Source organism: Streptomyces tropicalis (assembly GCF_029269835.1).
In the GTDB taxonomy this organism is placed as follows: domain Bacteria; phylum Actinomycetota; class Actinomycetes; order Streptomycetales; family Streptomycetaceae; genus Streptomyces; species Streptomyces tropicalis.
Genome location: NZ_JARJBB010000010.1, coordinates 1 through 15,432, shown reverse-complemented (window position 1 = coordinate 15,432; position 15,432 = coordinate 1). Strand labels below are relative to the sequence as shown.

Annotated in this window: 14 protein-coding genes, 1 tRNA gene and 2 pseudogenes; 8 read left to right on the top strand and 9 right to left on the bottom strand. The window is 73.5% G+C overall.

Annotated features, from left to right (window positions below; translation table 11 throughout):
- Nucleotides 1-31: 31 nt before the first annotated feature.
- From P3H78_RS19965 to P3H78_RS19940, 6 genes and pseudogenes are all read left to right on the top strand, one after another.
- On the top strand, nt 32-1,051 hold the full coding sequence (locus P3H78_RS19965; protein WP_438828002.1) for an ABC transporter ATP-binding protein: 1,020 nt from the start codon (nt 32-34) through the stop codon (nt 1,049-1,051).
- Complete coding sequence (locus P3H78_RS19960) at nt 1,041-1,964, top strand: ABC transporter permease (protein WP_276110427.1); 924 nt, start codon at nt 1,041-1,043, stop codon at nt 1,962-1,964. Before P3H78_RS19965 ends, P3H78_RS19960 begins: the two co-directional genes overlap by 11 nt.
- Nucleotides 1,961-2,872 carry an ABC transporter ATP-binding protein gene (locus P3H78_RS19955; RefSeq protein ID WP_276110426.1) on the top strand — a complete coding sequence of 304 codons (912 nt, stop codon included), beginning with the start codon at nt 1,961-1,963 and terminating at the stop codon, nt 2,870-2,872. The genes P3H78_RS19960 and P3H78_RS19955 overlap by 4 nt, the downstream gene beginning before the upstream one ends.
- A gap of 10 nt (nt 2,873-2,882) precedes the next feature.
- Nucleotides 2,883-3,602, top strand: a complete 720-nt coding sequence (locus P3H78_RS19950) for an ABC transporter permease subunit (protein WP_276110425.1) — start codon at nt 2,883-2,885, stop codon at nt 3,600-3,602.
- A gap of 208 nt (nt 3,603-3,810) precedes the next feature.
- Nucleotides 3,811-4,017, top strand: a pseudogene (locus tag P3H78_RS19945) (SGM_3592 family protein); the annotation flags it as partial.
- Between the two features lie 326 nt (nt 4,018-4,343).
- Nucleotides 4,344-4,430 (top strand) — tRNA-Ser (locus P3H78_RS19940).
- 35 nt (nt 4,431-4,465) lie between these two features.
- Here P3H78_RS19940 and P3H78_RS19935 read toward each other — a convergent pair.
- The 9 genes from P3H78_RS19935 to P3H78_RS19895 form a co-directional block, all read right to left on the bottom strand.
- Nucleotides 4,466-5,275 carry an HAD family hydrolase gene (locus tag P3H78_RS19935; RefSeq protein ID WP_276110424.1) on the bottom strand — a complete coding sequence of 270 codons (810 nt, stop codon included), beginning with the start codon at nt 5,273-5,275 and terminating at the stop codon, nt 4,466-4,468.
- Nucleotides 5,272-6,549: a serine--tRNA ligase gene (gene serS / locus P3H78_RS19930; protein WP_276110423.1), complete on the bottom strand. Its 1,278-nt coding sequence runs from the start codon at nt 6,547-6,549 to the stop codon at nt 5,272-5,274. Before serS ends, P3H78_RS19935 begins: the two co-directional genes overlap by 4 nt.
- A 550-nt stretch (nt 6,550-7,099) precedes the next feature.
- The gene (gene pheA / locus P3H78_RS19925; RefSeq protein ID WP_276110422.1) at nt 7,100-8,032 is read right to left on the bottom strand and encodes a prephenate dehydratase; all 933 of its coding nucleotides are present in this window, start codon (nt 8,030-8,032) and stop codon (nt 7,100-7,102) included.
- A gap of 81 nt (nt 8,033-8,113) precedes the next feature.
- Nucleotides 8,114-9,415 (bottom strand): iron uptake transporter deferrochelatase/peroxidase subunit, encoded by a 1,302-nt coding sequence (efeB, locus tag P3H78_RS19920; RefSeq protein ID WP_276110420.1) that lies wholly within the window; start codon nt 9,413-9,415, stop codon nt 8,114-8,116.
- 8 nt (nt 9,416-9,423) lie between these two features.
- A complete protein-coding gene (locus P3H78_RS19915; protein ID WP_276110419.1) occupies nt 9,424-11,544 on the bottom strand; it encodes a copper resistance CopC/CopD family protein in 2,121 nt (706 codons plus the stop codon).
- A gap of 13 nt (nt 11,545-11,557) precedes the next feature.
- Entirely contained in the window at nt 11,558-12,025 is a 468-nt protein-coding gene (locus P3H78_RS19910) for a copper chaperone PCu(A)C (RefSeq protein ID WP_276110418.1), read from the bottom strand.
- Nucleotides 12,022-12,672 carry an SCO family protein gene (locus tag P3H78_RS19905; protein WP_276110417.1) on the bottom strand — a complete coding sequence of 217 codons (651 nt, stop codon included), beginning with the start codon at nt 12,670-12,672 and terminating at the stop codon, nt 12,022-12,024. Before P3H78_RS19905 ends, P3H78_RS19910 begins: the two co-directional genes overlap by 4 nt.
- An 89-nt stretch (nt 12,673-12,761) precedes the next feature.
- Nucleotides 12,762-13,496 (bottom strand): YcnI family copper-binding membrane protein, encoded by a 735-nt coding sequence (locus P3H78_RS19900; protein ID WP_276110416.1) that lies wholly within the window; start codon nt 13,494-13,496, stop codon nt 12,762-12,764.
- A 199-nt stretch (nt 13,497-13,695) separates the two neighbouring features.
- The gene (locus tag P3H78_RS19895) at nt 13,696-14,556 is read right to left on the bottom strand and encodes a hypothetical protein (RefSeq protein WP_276110415.1); all 861 of its coding nucleotides are present in this window, start codon (nt 14,554-14,556) and stop codon (nt 13,696-13,698) included.
- A gap of 222 nt (nt 14,557-14,778) precedes the next feature.
- On the opposite strand from P3H78_RS19895, the gene P3H78_RS19890 reads away from it, so the two are divergent.
- Both P3H78_RS19890 and P3H78_RS19885 read left to right on the top strand, forming a co-directional pair.
- Complete coding sequence (locus P3H78_RS19890) at nt 14,779-15,225, top strand: ATP-binding protein (protein ID WP_276110414.1); 447 nt, start codon at nt 14,779-14,781, stop codon at nt 15,223-15,225.
- An 80-nt stretch (nt 15,226-15,305) separates the two neighbouring features.
- Nucleotides 15,306-15,432, top strand: a pseudogene (locus P3H78_RS19885) (imidazolonepropionase); the annotation flags it as partial.

Here is a 15,432-nt window from a genome sequence, read left to right as displayed (position 1 = left end):
CTGGAGGCTGACCCCAAGACGGCTCTGCGGTCTGACGACCGCCCGCCCGGCCGTCACTACCGTCGGGGGTGTGACTGTGATCGTGACCGAAAGCCTGAGCAAGCGGTTCCCCCGGGTGACCGCGCTTGACCGGCTGTCCGTGGACGTCGGCCCCGGTGTGACCGGGCTCGTCGGCGCCAACGGGGCCGGCAAGTCCACACTGATCAAGATCCTGCTGGGTCTGTCCCCCGCCACGGAGGGCCGCGCCGAGGTGCTCGGCCTCGACGTGGCCACCGAGGGCGCCGCCATCCGTGAGCGCGTCGGCTACATGCCGGAGCACGACTGCCTGCCGCCGGACGTCTCGGCCACCGAGTTCGTCGTCCACATGGCCCGCATGTCCGGCCTCCCGCCGGCCGCCGCCCGCGAGCGCACCGCGGACACCCTGCGCCACGTCGGCCTGTACGAGGAGCGCTACCGCCCCATCGGCGGTTACTCCACCGGCATGAAGCAGCGCGTGAAGCTCGCCCAGGCCCTGGTCCACGACCCGCAGCTGGTCTTCCTCGACGAGCCGACCAACGGCCTGGACCCGGTCGGCCGCGACGAGATGCTCGGCCTGATCCGGCGCATCCACACCGACTTCGGCATCTCCGTCCTGGTCACCTCGCACCTCCTGGGCGAACTGGAGCGCACCTGCGACCACGTCGTCGTGGTCGACGGCGGCGCGCTCCTGCGCTCCAGCTCCACCACCGACTTCACCCGCACCACGACCACGCTCGCGATCGAGGTCACCGACACCGACGAGCACCCCGACGGCACCCGCGCGGTGCGCGAGGCGCTGCTGGCGCGCGGGGTGCGCACCGAGGACGGCGCCGGCCTGCCCGGCGCCGGACACGTCCTGCTGCTCACCGCCGAGGGCGAGCAGACCTACGACCTGGTCCGGGACGTCATCGCGGACCTCGGCCTCGGCCTGGTGCGCATGGAGCAGCGCCGCCACCACATCTCGGAGGTCTTCCGGGACGACCACGCACAGCGCGACGCACAGCCCGAGGAGGCGGTCCGCCATGGCGGTTGAGCAGCCCCTGCGGTCCCCGGACGCCCCGGCGGGCGACCGCAGCCGCATCCACGACATCGGCTACCGCGGCTACGACGGCCCCCGCCTCGGCCGCGGCTACGCCCGTCGCTCCCTGTACTCGCAGTCCCTGCGCGGCGCCTACGGCCTCGGCCGCTCGCTGAAGTCCAAGGTGCTGCCGATGCTGCTGTTCGTGGTGATGTGCGTGCCCGCGGCCATCATGGTCGCCGTGGCCGTCGCCACGAAGATGAAGTCCCTGCCCGTCGACTACACGCGCTACGCCATCCTCATGCAGGCCGTGATCGGCCTGTACGTGGCCTCGCAGGCACCGCAGTCGGTCTCGCGCGACCTGCGCTTCAAGACCGTGCCGCTGTACTTCTCACGGCCCATCGAGACCTCCGACTACGTCCGCGCCAAGTACGCGGCGCTGGCGTCGGCGCTCTTCGTCCTGACCGCCGCACCGCTGCTCGTCCTCTATGTCGGCGCGCTGCTGGCCAAGCTCGACTTCGCCGACCAGACGAAGGGATTCGCCGAGGGGCTGGTCTCCGTGGCACTGCTCTCGCTGCTCCTGGCCGGCATCGGCCTCGTGATCGCCGCCGTCACCCCGCGCCGAGGCTTCGGCATCGCCGCCGTCATCGCGGTCCTGACCATCTCCGCCGGCGCCGTCTCCACCCTGCAGGCCATCGCCGACGCGCAGGGCAGCACCGGCGCCGTCGCCTGGATCGGCCTCTTCTCGCCGGTCACCCTCATCGACGGCGTGCAGACGGCGTTCCTCGGCGCCACCACCTCGTTCCCCGGCGGCACCGGCGCCGGCCCCTCCACCGCGCAGGGCGCGGTCTACGTCCTCGTCGTCCTCGGCCTGATCGCCGCGTGCTACGGCCTCCTGATGCGCCGCTACAAGAAGGTGGGACTGTGACGACCCTCAGCATCGACCACGTCTCCCGCTGGTTCGGCAACGTGGTCGCCGTCAACGACGTCACCATGACGATCGGCCCCGGCGTCACCGGCCTGCTCGGCCCCAACGGCGCCGGAAAGTCCACCCTGATCAACATGATGGGCGGCTTCCTCGCCCCCTCCACCGGCTCGGTCACCCTCGACGGGCAGCCGGTGTGGCGCAACGAGCAGATCTACCGGCACATCGGCGTCGTCCCCGAGCGGGAGGCCATGTACGACGTCCTCACCGGGCGGGAGTTCGTCGTCGCCAACGCCGAACTCCACGGCCTCGGTGCGAAGGCCGCCCAGCGCGCCCTCGCCACCGTGGAGATGGAGTACGCGCAGGACCGGAAGATCGCCACCTACTCCAAGGGCATGCGGCAGCGCGTGAAGATGGCCTCCGCGCTCGTCCACGACCCCTCGCTGCTGCTGCTCGACGAACCGTTCAACGGCATGGACCCGCGCCAGCGCATGCAGTTGATGGAGCTGCTGCGGCGCATGGGCGACGAGGGCCGCACCGTGCTGTTCTCCTCCCACATCCTGGAGGAGGTGGAGCAGCTCGCCCGGCACGTCGAGGTGGTCGTCGCCGGACGGCACGCGGCCAGCGGCGACTTCCGCCGCATCCGCCGCCTGATGACCGACCGCCCGCACCGCTACCTGGTGCGCTCCAGCGACGACCGCGCCCTCGCGGCCGCGCTGATCGCCGACCCGTCGACGTCGGGCATCGAGGTCGACGTCGCCGAGGGCGCGCTGCGGATCCAGGCCGTCGACTTCGGCCGCTTCACGGCGCTGCTCCCACGGGTGGCGAAGGAGCACGGCATCCGCCTGCTCGCGGTCTCGCCGTCCGACGAGTCCCTCGAGTCCGTCTTTTCTTATCTGGTCGCGGCGTAGGAGGCCGAAGATGTACGACCCCACAGTCGCCCGGCTCACCTACCGCGGCCTGCTCGGCCGCCGGCGGGCCCTCATCCTCGGCGCGCTGCCGCTGCTGCTGCTCGTGATCGCCACCGCCGTGCGCCTCCTCGCCGGCGCCGACGACCAGACGGCGGTGAACGTCCTCGGCGGCTTCGCGCTCGCCACGATGGTGCCGCTCGTCGGCGTCGTCGCGGGCACCGGGGCGATCGGCCCGGAGATCGACGACGGCTCGGTGGTGTACCTGCTGTCCAAGCCGCTGAAGCGGCCGACGATCATCCTCACGAAGCTGATCGTGGCGATCGCGGTCACGATGGTGTTCTCCGCGGTACCCACGCTCCTGGCGGGCCTGATCCTCAACGGCAACGGGCAGCAGATCGCGGTGGCCTACACGGTGGCCGCGCTGGTCGCCTCGATCGCGTACGCCGCGCTCTTCCTGCTGCTGGGCACGGTGTCCCGGCACGCCGTCGTCCTCGGTCTCGTCTACGCCCTGGTCTGGGAGGCGCTGTTCGGCTCCCTGGTGCCCGGGGCGCGCACCCTCAGCGTCCAGCAGTGGTCGCTGGCCGTGGCGCACAAGGTCACGGGCGGGGACCTGGTGACCTCCGACGTCGGACTGCCCACCGCGACGGTGCTGCTGGCGGCGGTGACCGTGCTCGCCACCTGGTACGCCGGGCGGAAGCTGCGGTCGCTGACGCTGGCCGGGGAGGAGTGAGCCCGGCCTCCCGGGCGGGCGGCGCGCGGTCTTGACGGGGGCTTCACCCCCCCGGCCCGCACACTGGGGGACAGCGGACGGACGTCCCGGGAGGGCGGAGATGACACGCGAGACACCGCGGAGCGACGGGCCCGCGCGGACCGGTCCCACGGGTCGGTCGGGCGGCCCGGACGGCGGCCCGGACGGCGGCCCGGACGCCCGAGCGGACGCCGGCCGGGACACCGGCTGGGACGACGTGGTGCTGGACGAGGACTTCGTGAGGTCCGCGGACACCACCGAGCCGTCCGCCCGCGCCCGGATGCTCGCCGCGCGCTGGCGCCGCGAGCGGCCCGAGCCGCAGCCCTGGCGCTCCGACGAGCCGCCCGTGGGCTGGTTCTTCAGCAAGGTCCGCCGCCGCGGATGGCGCCGGCGGTAGCGGGTCCCGCCCCGGGCGTCCGCAGACCGGGCGCCCGGTCCGGAGCCGGCGCGCGACGGTCCGCCGCCCCGTAAAACCGGTGGCGGCCCGGCCCCGCATCCGGGCACAGTGGTCCTGCACACGGGGCCGGGAGACCGGCACCGCAGACGGGGAGTGGAGCTGGGCGACGCCGCCGTGCGGCGTTCGCCGGGCTCCCGGCGGGGCGCCCGCGGCGGACTCCGGAGCGACGGTGACCACACCGGCTCCGTCGAGCCCGCCCCGCACGCGGAGCCGCCCGGGGCGGCCGCTTCGAGCACGCGATCCGTCGTCGCGTGGGCCGCTCACCCGGAGGATTGGCCGAGTGGGAAGGCACCGGCTCACTGAGCCGAGGTCGGGCCGGAAGGCCCGCGCACGTTCGATCCGTGCATCCTCCGCGGCCCCGTCACCCGGACGCGGCCGCCGGCCCGGCTCAGGCCAGCAACCGCTCCAGCACCACCGCGATGCCGTCGTCCTCGTTCGACGCCGTCACCTCGTCCGCCACCGCCTTCAGCTCCTCGTGGGCGTTGGCCATGGCCACGCCGCGGGACGCCCAGGCGAACATGGGGACGTCGTTGGGCATGTCGCCGAAGGCGAGGGTGTCGGCGGCCTTCGCGCCCAGGCGGCGGGCCGCCAGGGACAGGCCCGTGGCCTTGGACAGGCCGAGGGGGAGCAGCTCGACGATGCCCTCGCCGGCCACGGTGACCGAGACGAAGCCTCCCGCGGTACGGCCGGCCACGTCGGCCAGCTCGTCGTCCGACAGCCGCGGATGCTGCACGTAGATCTTGTTCAGCGGCGCAGCCCACAGGTCCGACACGTCGGTGAACGGGGTCGCCGGGAGCGTGCCCGTGACCGCGTAGCCCGGACCCACCAGCACCTCGCCGTCCAGACCGTCCCGGCTGGCCGCCAGGCGCAGCGGACCGGTCTCGGCCTCGATCTTGGCGAGGGCCACCGCGGCCAGCTTCCGGTCCAGGGTCACCGAGGTCAGCAGGCGGTGCTCCCCGGCGTCGTAGACCTGGGCGCCCTGGCCGCAGACCGCGAGACCGCGGTAGCCCAGGTCGTCGAGGACGTGCCGGGTCCAGGGGACCGCGCGCCCGGTGACGACGAGGTGCGCCGCACCGGCCGCGGTGGCCGCGGCGAGCGCGTCACGGGTGCGCGCGGAGACGGTCTCGTCCCCGCGCAGCAGTGTCCCGTCGAGATCGGTCGCGACCAGCCGGTACGGGAACGCCTCGGCGGCGCTCACCCGGCCACCGGGGCCAGGACCTCCCGGCCGCCGAGGTAGGGCTGGAGCACCTTCGGCACCCGCACGGAGCCGTCGGCCTGCTGGTGGTTCTCCAGGATCGCCACGATGGTGCGCGGGACGGCGCACAGCGTGCCGTTGAGCGTGGCCAGCGGCCGGACGGTCTTGCCCTCGCGGACGCGGATCTGCAGCCGGCGCGACTGGAACTCGGTGCAGTCCGAGGTCGAGGTCAGCTCGCGGTACTTGCCCTGGGTCGGGATCCACGCCTCGCAGTCGAACTTGCGGGCCGCCGAGGCACCGAGGTCACCCGTGGCGACGTCGATCACGCGGAACGGCAGCTCCAGCGAGGTCAGCCACTGCTTCTCCCACTCCAGCAGGCGCCGGTGCTCGGCCTCCGAGTCCTCGGGGGAGACGTAGGTGAACATCTCGACCTTGTCGAACTGGTGGACCCGGAAGATGCCCTTGGTGTCCTTGCCGTGCGAACCGGCCTCGCGGCGGAAGCAGGGCGAGAAGCCGGCGTAGCGCAGCGGCAGCCGCTCGGCGTCGATGATCTCGTCCATGTGGTACGCGGCCAGCGCGACCTCGGACGTGCCGACCAGGTACAGGTCGTCCCGCTCCAGGTGGTAGACGTCCTGGGCGGCCTGACCCAGGAAGCCGGTGCCGGCCATCGACTGCGGGCGGACCAGCGCCGGGGTCAGCATCGGCGTGAAGCCGGCGGCGGTGGCCTGCGCCATCGCCGCGTTCACCAGGGCGAGCTCCAGCAGGGCGCCGATGCCGGTGAGGAAGTAGAAGCGGGAGCCGGAGACCTTCGCGCCGCGCTCGACGTCGATCGCGCCGAGCAGCTGGCCGAGCTCCAGGTGGTCCTTGGGCGCGAAGCCCTCGGCGTCGAAGTCGCGGATCGTGCCGTGCTTCTCCAGCGTGACGAAGTCCTCCTCGCCGCCGACCGGGACGTCGGGGTGGACCAGGTTGCCGAGCTGCTGGAGGAGCTCCTGGGTCTCGGTGTCGGCCGCGTCGCGCTCGGCGTCGGCGGCCTTGACGTCGGCGGCGAGCTGGCTCGCCCGCTTCAGCAGTTCGGCCTTCTCGTCCGCGCCGGCCTTGGGGATGAGCTTGCCGAGGGACTTCTGCTCGGCACGCAGTTCGTCGAAGCGGACGCCGGACGACCTGCGCCGCTCGTCGGCAGACAGGAGGGAGTCGACGAGCGCGACGTCCTCTCCACGGGCGCGCTGCGAGGCGCGCACACGGTCGGGGTCCTCACGGAGCAGGCGAAGGTCAATCACGCGGCCAAGGCTACCGGTGCCGCGTTCCGGTCCACGACCCAGTATTCCGAAGCGCGGCTTACCTACCGTTATGGCGGAATTGCGCAACGTGTCAAGAAAGTGGGCCCGACTCCCTGGAACGGGGCAGTTCCGGGCGCTGCGTTGACCGGATTTCCTTGTGGGAAGCGGGACTTGGCAGTCCGCTTGTCCACAGGAGTCGATCACCCCCGAGGAGTTATCCACAGGCTGTGCGGAAGATCTGTGGATTTCGGAATTGATCACTCCGGAAGGCTGGCCCGGAGGGAAGAATTCCCAGCCCAAACGCGTGGGACACCCACTTTCGGGTGGAAAGGGGTCGCTTCAAAAGGTGAACCGAAGGAAACAGGTGGACGAAGGGTGAGGCGCGTGGTGGTGGACGAGGGGGAGGGCTGTAGGGCGATTTGTCGACTGAGTGGCACTTCGGTGTCGACTTGTCCCCAGGTCGAGAGGTGCGCCTGTGGATAACTTCTGTGGATAACTCACCCCCGGCCGGGCCAGGCCGTCCGTCCTCGTTCCCACCGTCAAGGGGGATCTAGAACCGTCCGTCCTGGCAGCGCGCGACCCAGTCCGCGGCCGCCACGAACTCCTCGTCCGACGTCCAGGGCAGCGGGGCCCTGACGTCCGCCGTCCCGGCGTCCGCCCTCGGATACGAGCCGAGATAGCGCACCTGGAGGCAGATCCGCTTCAGGCCCCGCAGCGCCTCCGTCATCCGACGGTCGGCGATGTGGCCCTCGGCGTCGATGCAGAAGCAGTAGTTGCCGATGCCGGCGCCGGTCGGACGGGACTGCAGCAGCATCAGGTTGATGCCGCGGGAGGCGAACTCGCCCAGCAGGTCGCGCAGCCCGCCCGGATGGTCGTCGCGCTGCCAGAGCACCACCGAGGTCTTGTCCGCCCCCGTCGGCGCCGCGGGCCGGGCCGGCCGGCCGACCAGGACGAACCGGGTCTGCGCGTTCTCCGCGTCGTGGATCCCTGTCTCCAGGGCCTGGAGACCGTAGCGGGCGGCCGCGAACTCGCCCGCGAAGGCCGCGTCGTAGCGGCCCTCCTGCACCAGGCGCGCGCCATCCGCGTTCGAGGCGGCCGACTCCCACAGGGCGTCCGGGAGATGGGCCTTCAGCCAGTTGCGCACCTGCGGCTGGGCGGCCGGGTGGGCGGTGACCGTCTTGATGTCCGACAGCTTCGTGCCCGGCCGGACGAGCAGCGCGAACGTGATCGACAGCAGCACCTCGCGGTAGATCATCAGCGGGGCGCCCGCGACCAGCTCGTCGAGCGTCGTGGTGATGCCGCCCTCGACGGAGTTCTCGATCGGCACGAACGCGGCCTCGGCCTCGCCGGCGCGGACCGCGTCCAGTGCGGACTGCACCGACACGTAGGGGATCAGCTCCCGGGTGGCGGCCTCGGGAAGCGTGCGCAGAGCGACTTCCGTGAAGGTGCCCTCGGGACCGAGATACGCGTAGCTGGCTGGCATGCCCTCACCCTAATGGCCGCGCGGACGGACGGCTGGCCCGTCTCACGGGCACCCCTCCCGTGGGTGAATCCGGGCCGCTCCTCACCCCTCCAGCAGTCGCTGCCCCACATACTCCCCCGGCGCCGCGCCGCCCGGCACCGCGAACAGGCCGCTCGCCTCGTGCCGGAGGAACGGCGACAGCGCGTCCCCGCGGTCCAGCTTGCGCTGCACCGGCACGAACCCGCGCAGCGGGTCCGCCTGCCAGCAGACGAAGAGCAGACCGGCGTCCGGTGTGCCGTCCGTGTCGAAGCCGTCGTGGTACGAGAAGGGGCGGCGCAGCATCGCCGCGCCCCCGTTCTGGTCGGGGCGCGTGATCCGCGCGTGTGCGTTGATCGGCACCACGAGATCGCCCCCCGGACCGGTCTTCTCCAGGTCCATCGCGGTCGTCTCGGTGCCCCCGCTCAGCGGGGCGCCGTCGGCCTTGCGGCGCCCGATCACGTTCTCCTGCGCCGGGCGGGAGAGCTTCTCCCAGTCGTCGAGGAGCATCCGGATGCGGCGCACGACCGCGTAGGAACCGCCGGCCATCCACGCCGGATCGCCCTGCGCCGGGACGAAGACGCGCCGGTCGAAGTCGGTGTCGGACGGCTTCGGGTTCCGCGTCCCGTCCACCTGACCCATCAGGTTCCGGGCCGTCATCGGGTGCGCGGTGGCGCCCGGGGCGCGGTTGAATCCGTTCATCTGCCAGCGCAGCCGGGCCGCCCCGCCCGCGTCCTTCTGGAGCGCGCGCAGGGCGTGGAAGGCGACCAGCGCGTCGTCGGCGCCGATCTGCACCCACAGGTCGCCGTTGCTGCGCGCCGGATCGAGCCGGTCGCCGGAGAAGTCCGGCAGCGGGTCCAGGGCGGTGGGCCGCTGCTTCCGGAGGCCGGTCCGGTCGAAGAAGCCGTGTCCGAACCCGAAGGTGATCGTGAGCGACGACGGGCCGGCGTCCCGGGCCACGTCGGTGTCGTCGTGACCGGTCGGCTCGCCCGCCATCAGCCGCTCGGCCGTCGCCGACCAGCGGCGCATCAGGGCGGCGGCCCCGGGGCGGCCCGTGCCCGCCGCCAGGTCGAAGGCGACGAGATGACCCCGGGCCTGGAGGGGTTCGGTGATGCCGGGCTGATGTTTCCCGTGAAACATCGCCCGGTCCGAGCCGACGGAACTCAGCGGGGTCGCGCCGGCCGGCGCCGCCGCGTACCCCGCCGCACCGCCCGCGGCGCCGAGCACCAGCCCGGCGGCCCCGGCGGTGCCGAGCAGCCGCCGCCGCGAGACACCGGCGGGCCCGGGGTCCGCGCCGGCCTCCCCGGAGGCGGTCGCTGCGGTCGGGGAGGGCTGGGAGGCGGCCTCCGGAGGGGACTGGTCGGGCATGGTGGGGTTCAGCCGATCTGCGCGTTCTTGGTGACGGTCACCTGGTCGATGTCGGAGGTCCGCACGGTCACGGCGATCTTCCAGTCGCCGGCCATGGGGATCTGCACCCCGCTCGCCGCCCAGTGCCCGGTGGTGACGTGGTCGGGGGCCACGGGAAGCGGCCCGATCTTCTTCGCGGCCAGGGTGAGGGCGACCTTCACCTCGGGGACGTCGAAGGGCCGGCCGTCGGGCCGCTGCACGTAGAGGTGCATCTCGTTGCCGCCCACCCGCGCGGGGTCGAGGTCGAGCCGTGCGACGCCCCTGCCGTTCGGCCCACCGGTGTCGAAGGGCATGTCCAGCGTGACCGCGCCCGCCGAGGAGGACGACGCGGAGGACGACGCGGAGGACGACGACGCGGAGGTGGCGGCCTTGGCGTCCTCCTCCGTGCGCCCCGGTTCGGTCTGCGTCAGCGCGGTGGTGACGGCGAGCAGCACCACCGCGACAGCCGCCTCCGCGAGGACGGAGCGGCGCAGCCCGAAGCGGTTCGGGTCGGCGTCCCGCAGCCGCTTGCGCCGCGCCGCGTCCACGGCGGCCCGCTGCCGTGCGAGCTGCTCGGCCCGCCCGGCACCGGCGGCATCGCCGGAGCCTGGTTCGGAGTCGGGTTCGACGTCCGGGCCGGGGCCGTCGTCGGAGGCGGCCTCGGCCCCGGTTCCGGCCTCTGCCACGGCTCCGGCCACGGTGGCCGAGTCGCTGCCGGAGCCCGCCGCAGCGGTGGTGCCGGTGTCGGTGCCGGTCGCGGCCGCCGGGTCGGCGGTGCTCTCCGTGGGGGCCGTGGCCCCGGTCCGGGCCGCGGCCCCCCGCGCGCCCACGGGCTCCTTCGTCCGCTCCCGTTCGCCGGCCCGCTCAGCGGTGGGCGGGGCGGCCGCGATCAGCCGCAGCGTCCACCGCCGCGAGGTCCGGGCGATGCCGACCAGCACGACCACGAGGAGGATCTTGACCAGGAGCAGCTGCCCGTAGCGGGTCCCGGTGAAGGCCGACCAGGAACCGAGCTGGCGCCAGCTCTGGTAGGTGCCGGTCGCGATCAGCGCCAGGACGGAACCGAAGGCGACCCGGGAGAAGCGGTGCACGGCCTCGCTCCCGACCGGGGTGTCGGCGGGCGCCCGGTGGAGCGCGACGAGCAGGGTGGCCAGTCCGCCGAGCCAGGCCGCGACGGCCAGCAGGTGGACGACGTCGACCGGCATGGCGATGCCCGGCTGGAGCCCGGTCGAGGCGTGCTCGGCCATCGCCCAGCTCGCCGCGAGCCCCGCGGCCACGACACCGCCGCCGATCGCGAGGCCGAAGGTCAGATCCCGCTTCTCGTCGTCGTCCCGCTTGTCGTGAGACCCGAAGAGCACCGCGACGAAGAGTGCGGCCGCGGCGAGCAGCATCAGCCGGGAGACGAGGGCGGCGCCCGTCTTGGTCTGCAGCACCTGCCCGAGCAGGCCCAGGTCGAGGACGTCCCCGAACCTGCCCGAGGTGGTGTAGGCACCGCGCAGGAGCAGCAGGGCGAGGGTGGCCGCGGTGAGCGCGACCCAGCCGGAGACGACGAGCCGCTGCACGGCCCGCACCCCCGCCCCGCGCCGCCAGCAGGCCAGCACGAAGGCGGCCCCGCCCGCCAGCACCACGAAGCCGGCGTACGACACGTACCGGCCGATCGCGTAGAGCAGCCCGACCGGTCCGCCGCCGACGTCCTGGCCGCCGACGGCGACGGACGTGCGGGAGGGCGCGCCGATCGAGAAGGTGTACGCGCCGCCGACGGGGTGGCTGTCGGCCGACACCACCTGGTAGGCGACGGTGTAGGTGCCGCGGGGCAGTCCGGTGCGCACCTGGACCGCGTACGTGGTGCCGCTGACCTGATGCGGTCCGCCGACGTCGACGCGGGTGCCCTTGGGGTCGAGGACCCGCAGCGAGTCCCGGTTCATCGCGACCTGCTCGGAGAAGGTCAGCGACACCTGCGTGGGCGCCTTGTCGACCACCACCCCCTGCTGGGGGTCGCTGCCGGTGAGCGCCGCATGCGCCGAGGCCGGTGCGGCGCCGGCCAGCAGCGCGCCGCCGACGGCCAGGAGCAGCAGCACCAGAGCCCGGAGGCGGGGGGCGATGGTCCGCGTCACGGTGGTCCCTTCCTCAGTGTCCGGTCGTGGGGGTGTACGTGGCGGACCTGACCGGCACCTCAACGGTGACGGGTCCGGACGCGGCGAAGTGCAGCGTGACGGCGACCGTCTGGCCCTGCCGCGGCCGGCGCTTCAGGCCCTCGAACATCAGGTGGCCGCCGCCGCTGCGGAAGACCAGCCGGCCGTGTGCCGGCACGGTCAGGCGCTCGGCCTGCTTCATCGTCCCGCCCGCGGTCTCGTGCAGGGTGACGTCCCCGGCGGCGTCGCTCGTGACCGAGGTGAGCTCGTCGCGTGCGTCGCCCTTGTTGGTGATCGTCAGGAAGCCCGCCGCCATGGTGTCCGAGACCGGCTGGGGCATGTAGGCGGCGCTGACGGACAGTTCCGCCCTGCCGCCCCCGGAGCCGGAGGTGCCGCAGCCGGCCAGCGTCGCGCAGGCCAGGGCCGCGGCCGTCACCGCGGCCGCCGTCGCCGCGCGCCTCACGGGGTCTCCCCCTTGACGATCTTCGGGAGGTCCCGGGTGTAGTCGTCGGCGGTGGTCTCCTCGCCGTAGAGGAGGTAGCCGCCGTCGGTCTTCGGGGAGAAGGCGACGACCTGGGTGCCGTGCACGGACACGAGCTTGCCGTTCCTGTCCTTCGTCGTCGGCTCGACGGAGATGCCCACGGACCGGGCGGCCTTCTGGATTGCGGCGAAGTCGCCGGTCAGCCCGATGAACTGCGGGTCGATGCCGTCGAGCCACTTGCCCAGCTCGGCGGGGGTGTCGCGCTGCGGGTCGGTGGTGACGAACACCACCCGCAGCTTGTCCCGCTCGGCCTGCGGCAGCGCCTTCTTGGCGACCGCTATGTTGCTCATCGTCAGCGGGCACTCGTCGGGGCAGTGGGTGTAGCCGAAGTAGATCAGGGTCGGTCGGCCCGCGGTCTCCTTGCGGAGGTCGAACTTCCGGCCGTGCGTGTCGGTGAGGACGAGGTCCGGCTTCGCGAACGGCTGGTCGAGCACGGTCGCGGCCTCCTTCGAGGTGTTGCCGGAGACGACCGAGACGGGGCTCGAGCCGCTCTCGCCGCTGCCGCAGGCGGACAGGGTGATCGAGGCGGCGGCGACCAGCAGGGCCGCGGCGAACGTCTTCTTGCGCATAGGAAATGTCCCAGTGGTGAGAGCTCCGGCGCGCGCCGGGGCCGGCAGCCAGGGTCGCACGACCCCGGCGCGCGCTGCGGACGAGCGGGTCAGGCGGTGGTGCGGCGGCGTCCGGCGAACACGCCGTAGGCCACCCCGGCGGCGCCGACGACGATCCCGGTCACGCCGAGGACGCGGGCGGTGGTGTCGCTGCCGCCCTTCGTGCCGGAGGTGCCGGCGGCGTCCGCGGCGGCGGGCTTCGCGTCCGCGGCGTCGCCGTCGGCGGCCGTGCCGTGGTGGTCGTCGGCCGCGGCGGCCAGCGGCAGCACCGGCGCCGGGTTCTCGGGCTCCGCCTGGCCCTTGCGGGGCTCCTCGATCCAGCGCACGACCTCGTTGTCCGAGTAGGTCTGCAGCGCCTTGAAGACGAGCTGGTCGGTGTCCTCGGGCAGGGCGCCGAGGGAGACCGGGAACTTCTGGAAGAAGCCGGGCTCGATGCCCTTGCCGTCGGCGGTCCAGGTGACCTTGCCGACGGCCTCGGTGATCTTCTCACCGTGCATCTCCAGCGGCTTGGCCAGCTTGGTCCTGGTGACCTTCACGTTCCAGCCGTCCACCGGCTGCGGCATCACCGACGCCAGCGGGTGGTCGGCGGGGAAGGTGACCTCGACCTTGGTGGTCGAGGCGTTGTCGCGCTCGTTGGGGACCTTGAAGTCCACGACGGCGTAGCCGCCCTTGGCGGGCGTGGACTCCGGCTGGACGCCGACGTGCGCGGACGCGGGCACGGCCAGGACGGTCAGGGCGAGGACGGCCGAACCGGCGACGGCGCCGGCGAGACGGGAAGCCTTCATGGCTGGGAGCACTCCACTTCGAGTGGGTTCCCCGCACGTGAACCTGGAGGGTGACGTGCGGGACGCGGATGAGGAGGAAGGCGGGCGCGCGGGGACGGCCGGCGGTGCCGGGTCCCGGGCCGCGCACGCGTGCGCGTGCCGCACGACGGCGGCCGCTTCCTCCGGCGGAACTCCGCTCGGTGGGGGTGGTCGCGTCGTGTCAGGCAGCGAGGAGGGGTGCGCAGGCGGCGGGCGGGCCGCGCCGGACGACCGTGTGCTGGAGCGCGGCGGCGATCAGAGCGACGGGTGTCTCGTGGCCGGCGGCCCAGGGAAGCGGGCGCGGCCCGGGCACCGCCGGGAGACCGGCGCAGAGCGCGCGCACGAGGGCGAGCGCCCCGCGCAGGGACAGCACGAGCGCCGTCTCGGCGACTCCGTGCGCCGAGAGCCGGATGAGCCGCAGCAGCGCCAGGTCGCCCCGGCGCAGCAGCCATCCGGCGACGACGGCGGCGAGGAGGTGGCCGAGCAGCATGGGCAGGGACGGCAGCAGCGAGGCCGCCGAGCCGCCGGCGGACACGGCGTCCGCCGGGTGGTGCATGGCGCCCGTGCCCAGGCCCGGGCGGTCGTAGATCCGGGCGTCCACGAGGATGCGGTGGGCCTGGGCGGGGCTGATCGCCGCCGCGGTGGTCCCGCACACCAGGTGGGCCGCCCGCTGCACCAGGGCGGCGTCGGACATCGCGGGCAGCGCGCCCATGGCGGCCATCGGGCGCGAGGCGCCGGCCGGCATCGTGCCGGAGGCCATGGCGCCGCTCTGCCCCAGCCCGAACAGGGTGTGCAGGACGGTCTGGCCGACCGCGAGCAGCGCCGCGATGCCCGGCAGGCTGCGCTCGCGTCCGGCGAGCGGTGCCACGACGAGCAGCGCGCCGAGGAATCCGGCGCCCAGCGTCCACAGCGGAACCGTGGCGCAGGAGGCCATGGTGTGCCCGGCCGCGGCCAGCACGACGCAGACCGCGGCGAACACCGCGGCCCGCAGGATCCGGAGATCCCCTCCGGTGCGCAGGGGGCGCGGCTGGGGGGCAGTCATGGCGGCCCCATCATCCCACCGGGGTCCCGTGTTCCGTGCGGCAGGTCCGCAAGTTGAGGTGCGGGCGCGAGATCGTCGTCTGTCGCCGGGGGGCCTACATACACCGATTCCGGGCCCTGCCGCATCCGCCGATCGGGCGATATGGCGTTAACCGCGTGCTTACGGCCCGGTTCGGGGGGCAATACGTATCGGTATGTCGAGCCGCAGCCAGGAGGCTGGAGCATGAGCATCTGGTGGTCCCTCCATCTGCGGCGCGACGCTGCGAGCGTGCCGCTCGCCCGGCGGCTCCTCCTCGGCACGATGGAGACCGCGGGTGTCGACCCCGAGATCTCCTACGACCTGTCCGTCGCCCTGACCGAGGCGTGTGCGAACGCCGTCGAGCACGGCGGGTGCGGCGGTGTGGCCGAGGCCTACCGGGTCACCGCCTACCTCGACGGGGAGTGCTGCCGGATCGAGGTCGCGGACTCCGGCCCCGGCTTCCCGGCCGCGGGCTGCCTCGTCGCGTCCCGGCCCGTCCCCGCCGAGGCCGAGCACGGCCGCGGGCTCCGCCTGATCCAGGCCCTCGCCGACCACGTCCACATCGGCGCCGACCCCGGCCGCGCGGGCACGGTGGTGTCCTTCGACAAGACCCTCAGATGGCGTCAGGGCCGGCCGCTGCTGGCGGTGTAGGCGCGTTCGCCGGCCTCGCCGCCCCGCCCCGCGTCCACCGGGCTGCTGTGGCGCCCCGCCTCCGCCGGGCTGCCACCGGTCTCACCGCCGGCCGGGCCCGGGGACTGCACCCGCGCATCCACGCCAACCAGCTCGGTCACGGCCCCGGCGTGCAGCTCGCGGTCGAGCTCGACGCCGCCAGCGCCGACCACTGCACCCATCTGACGG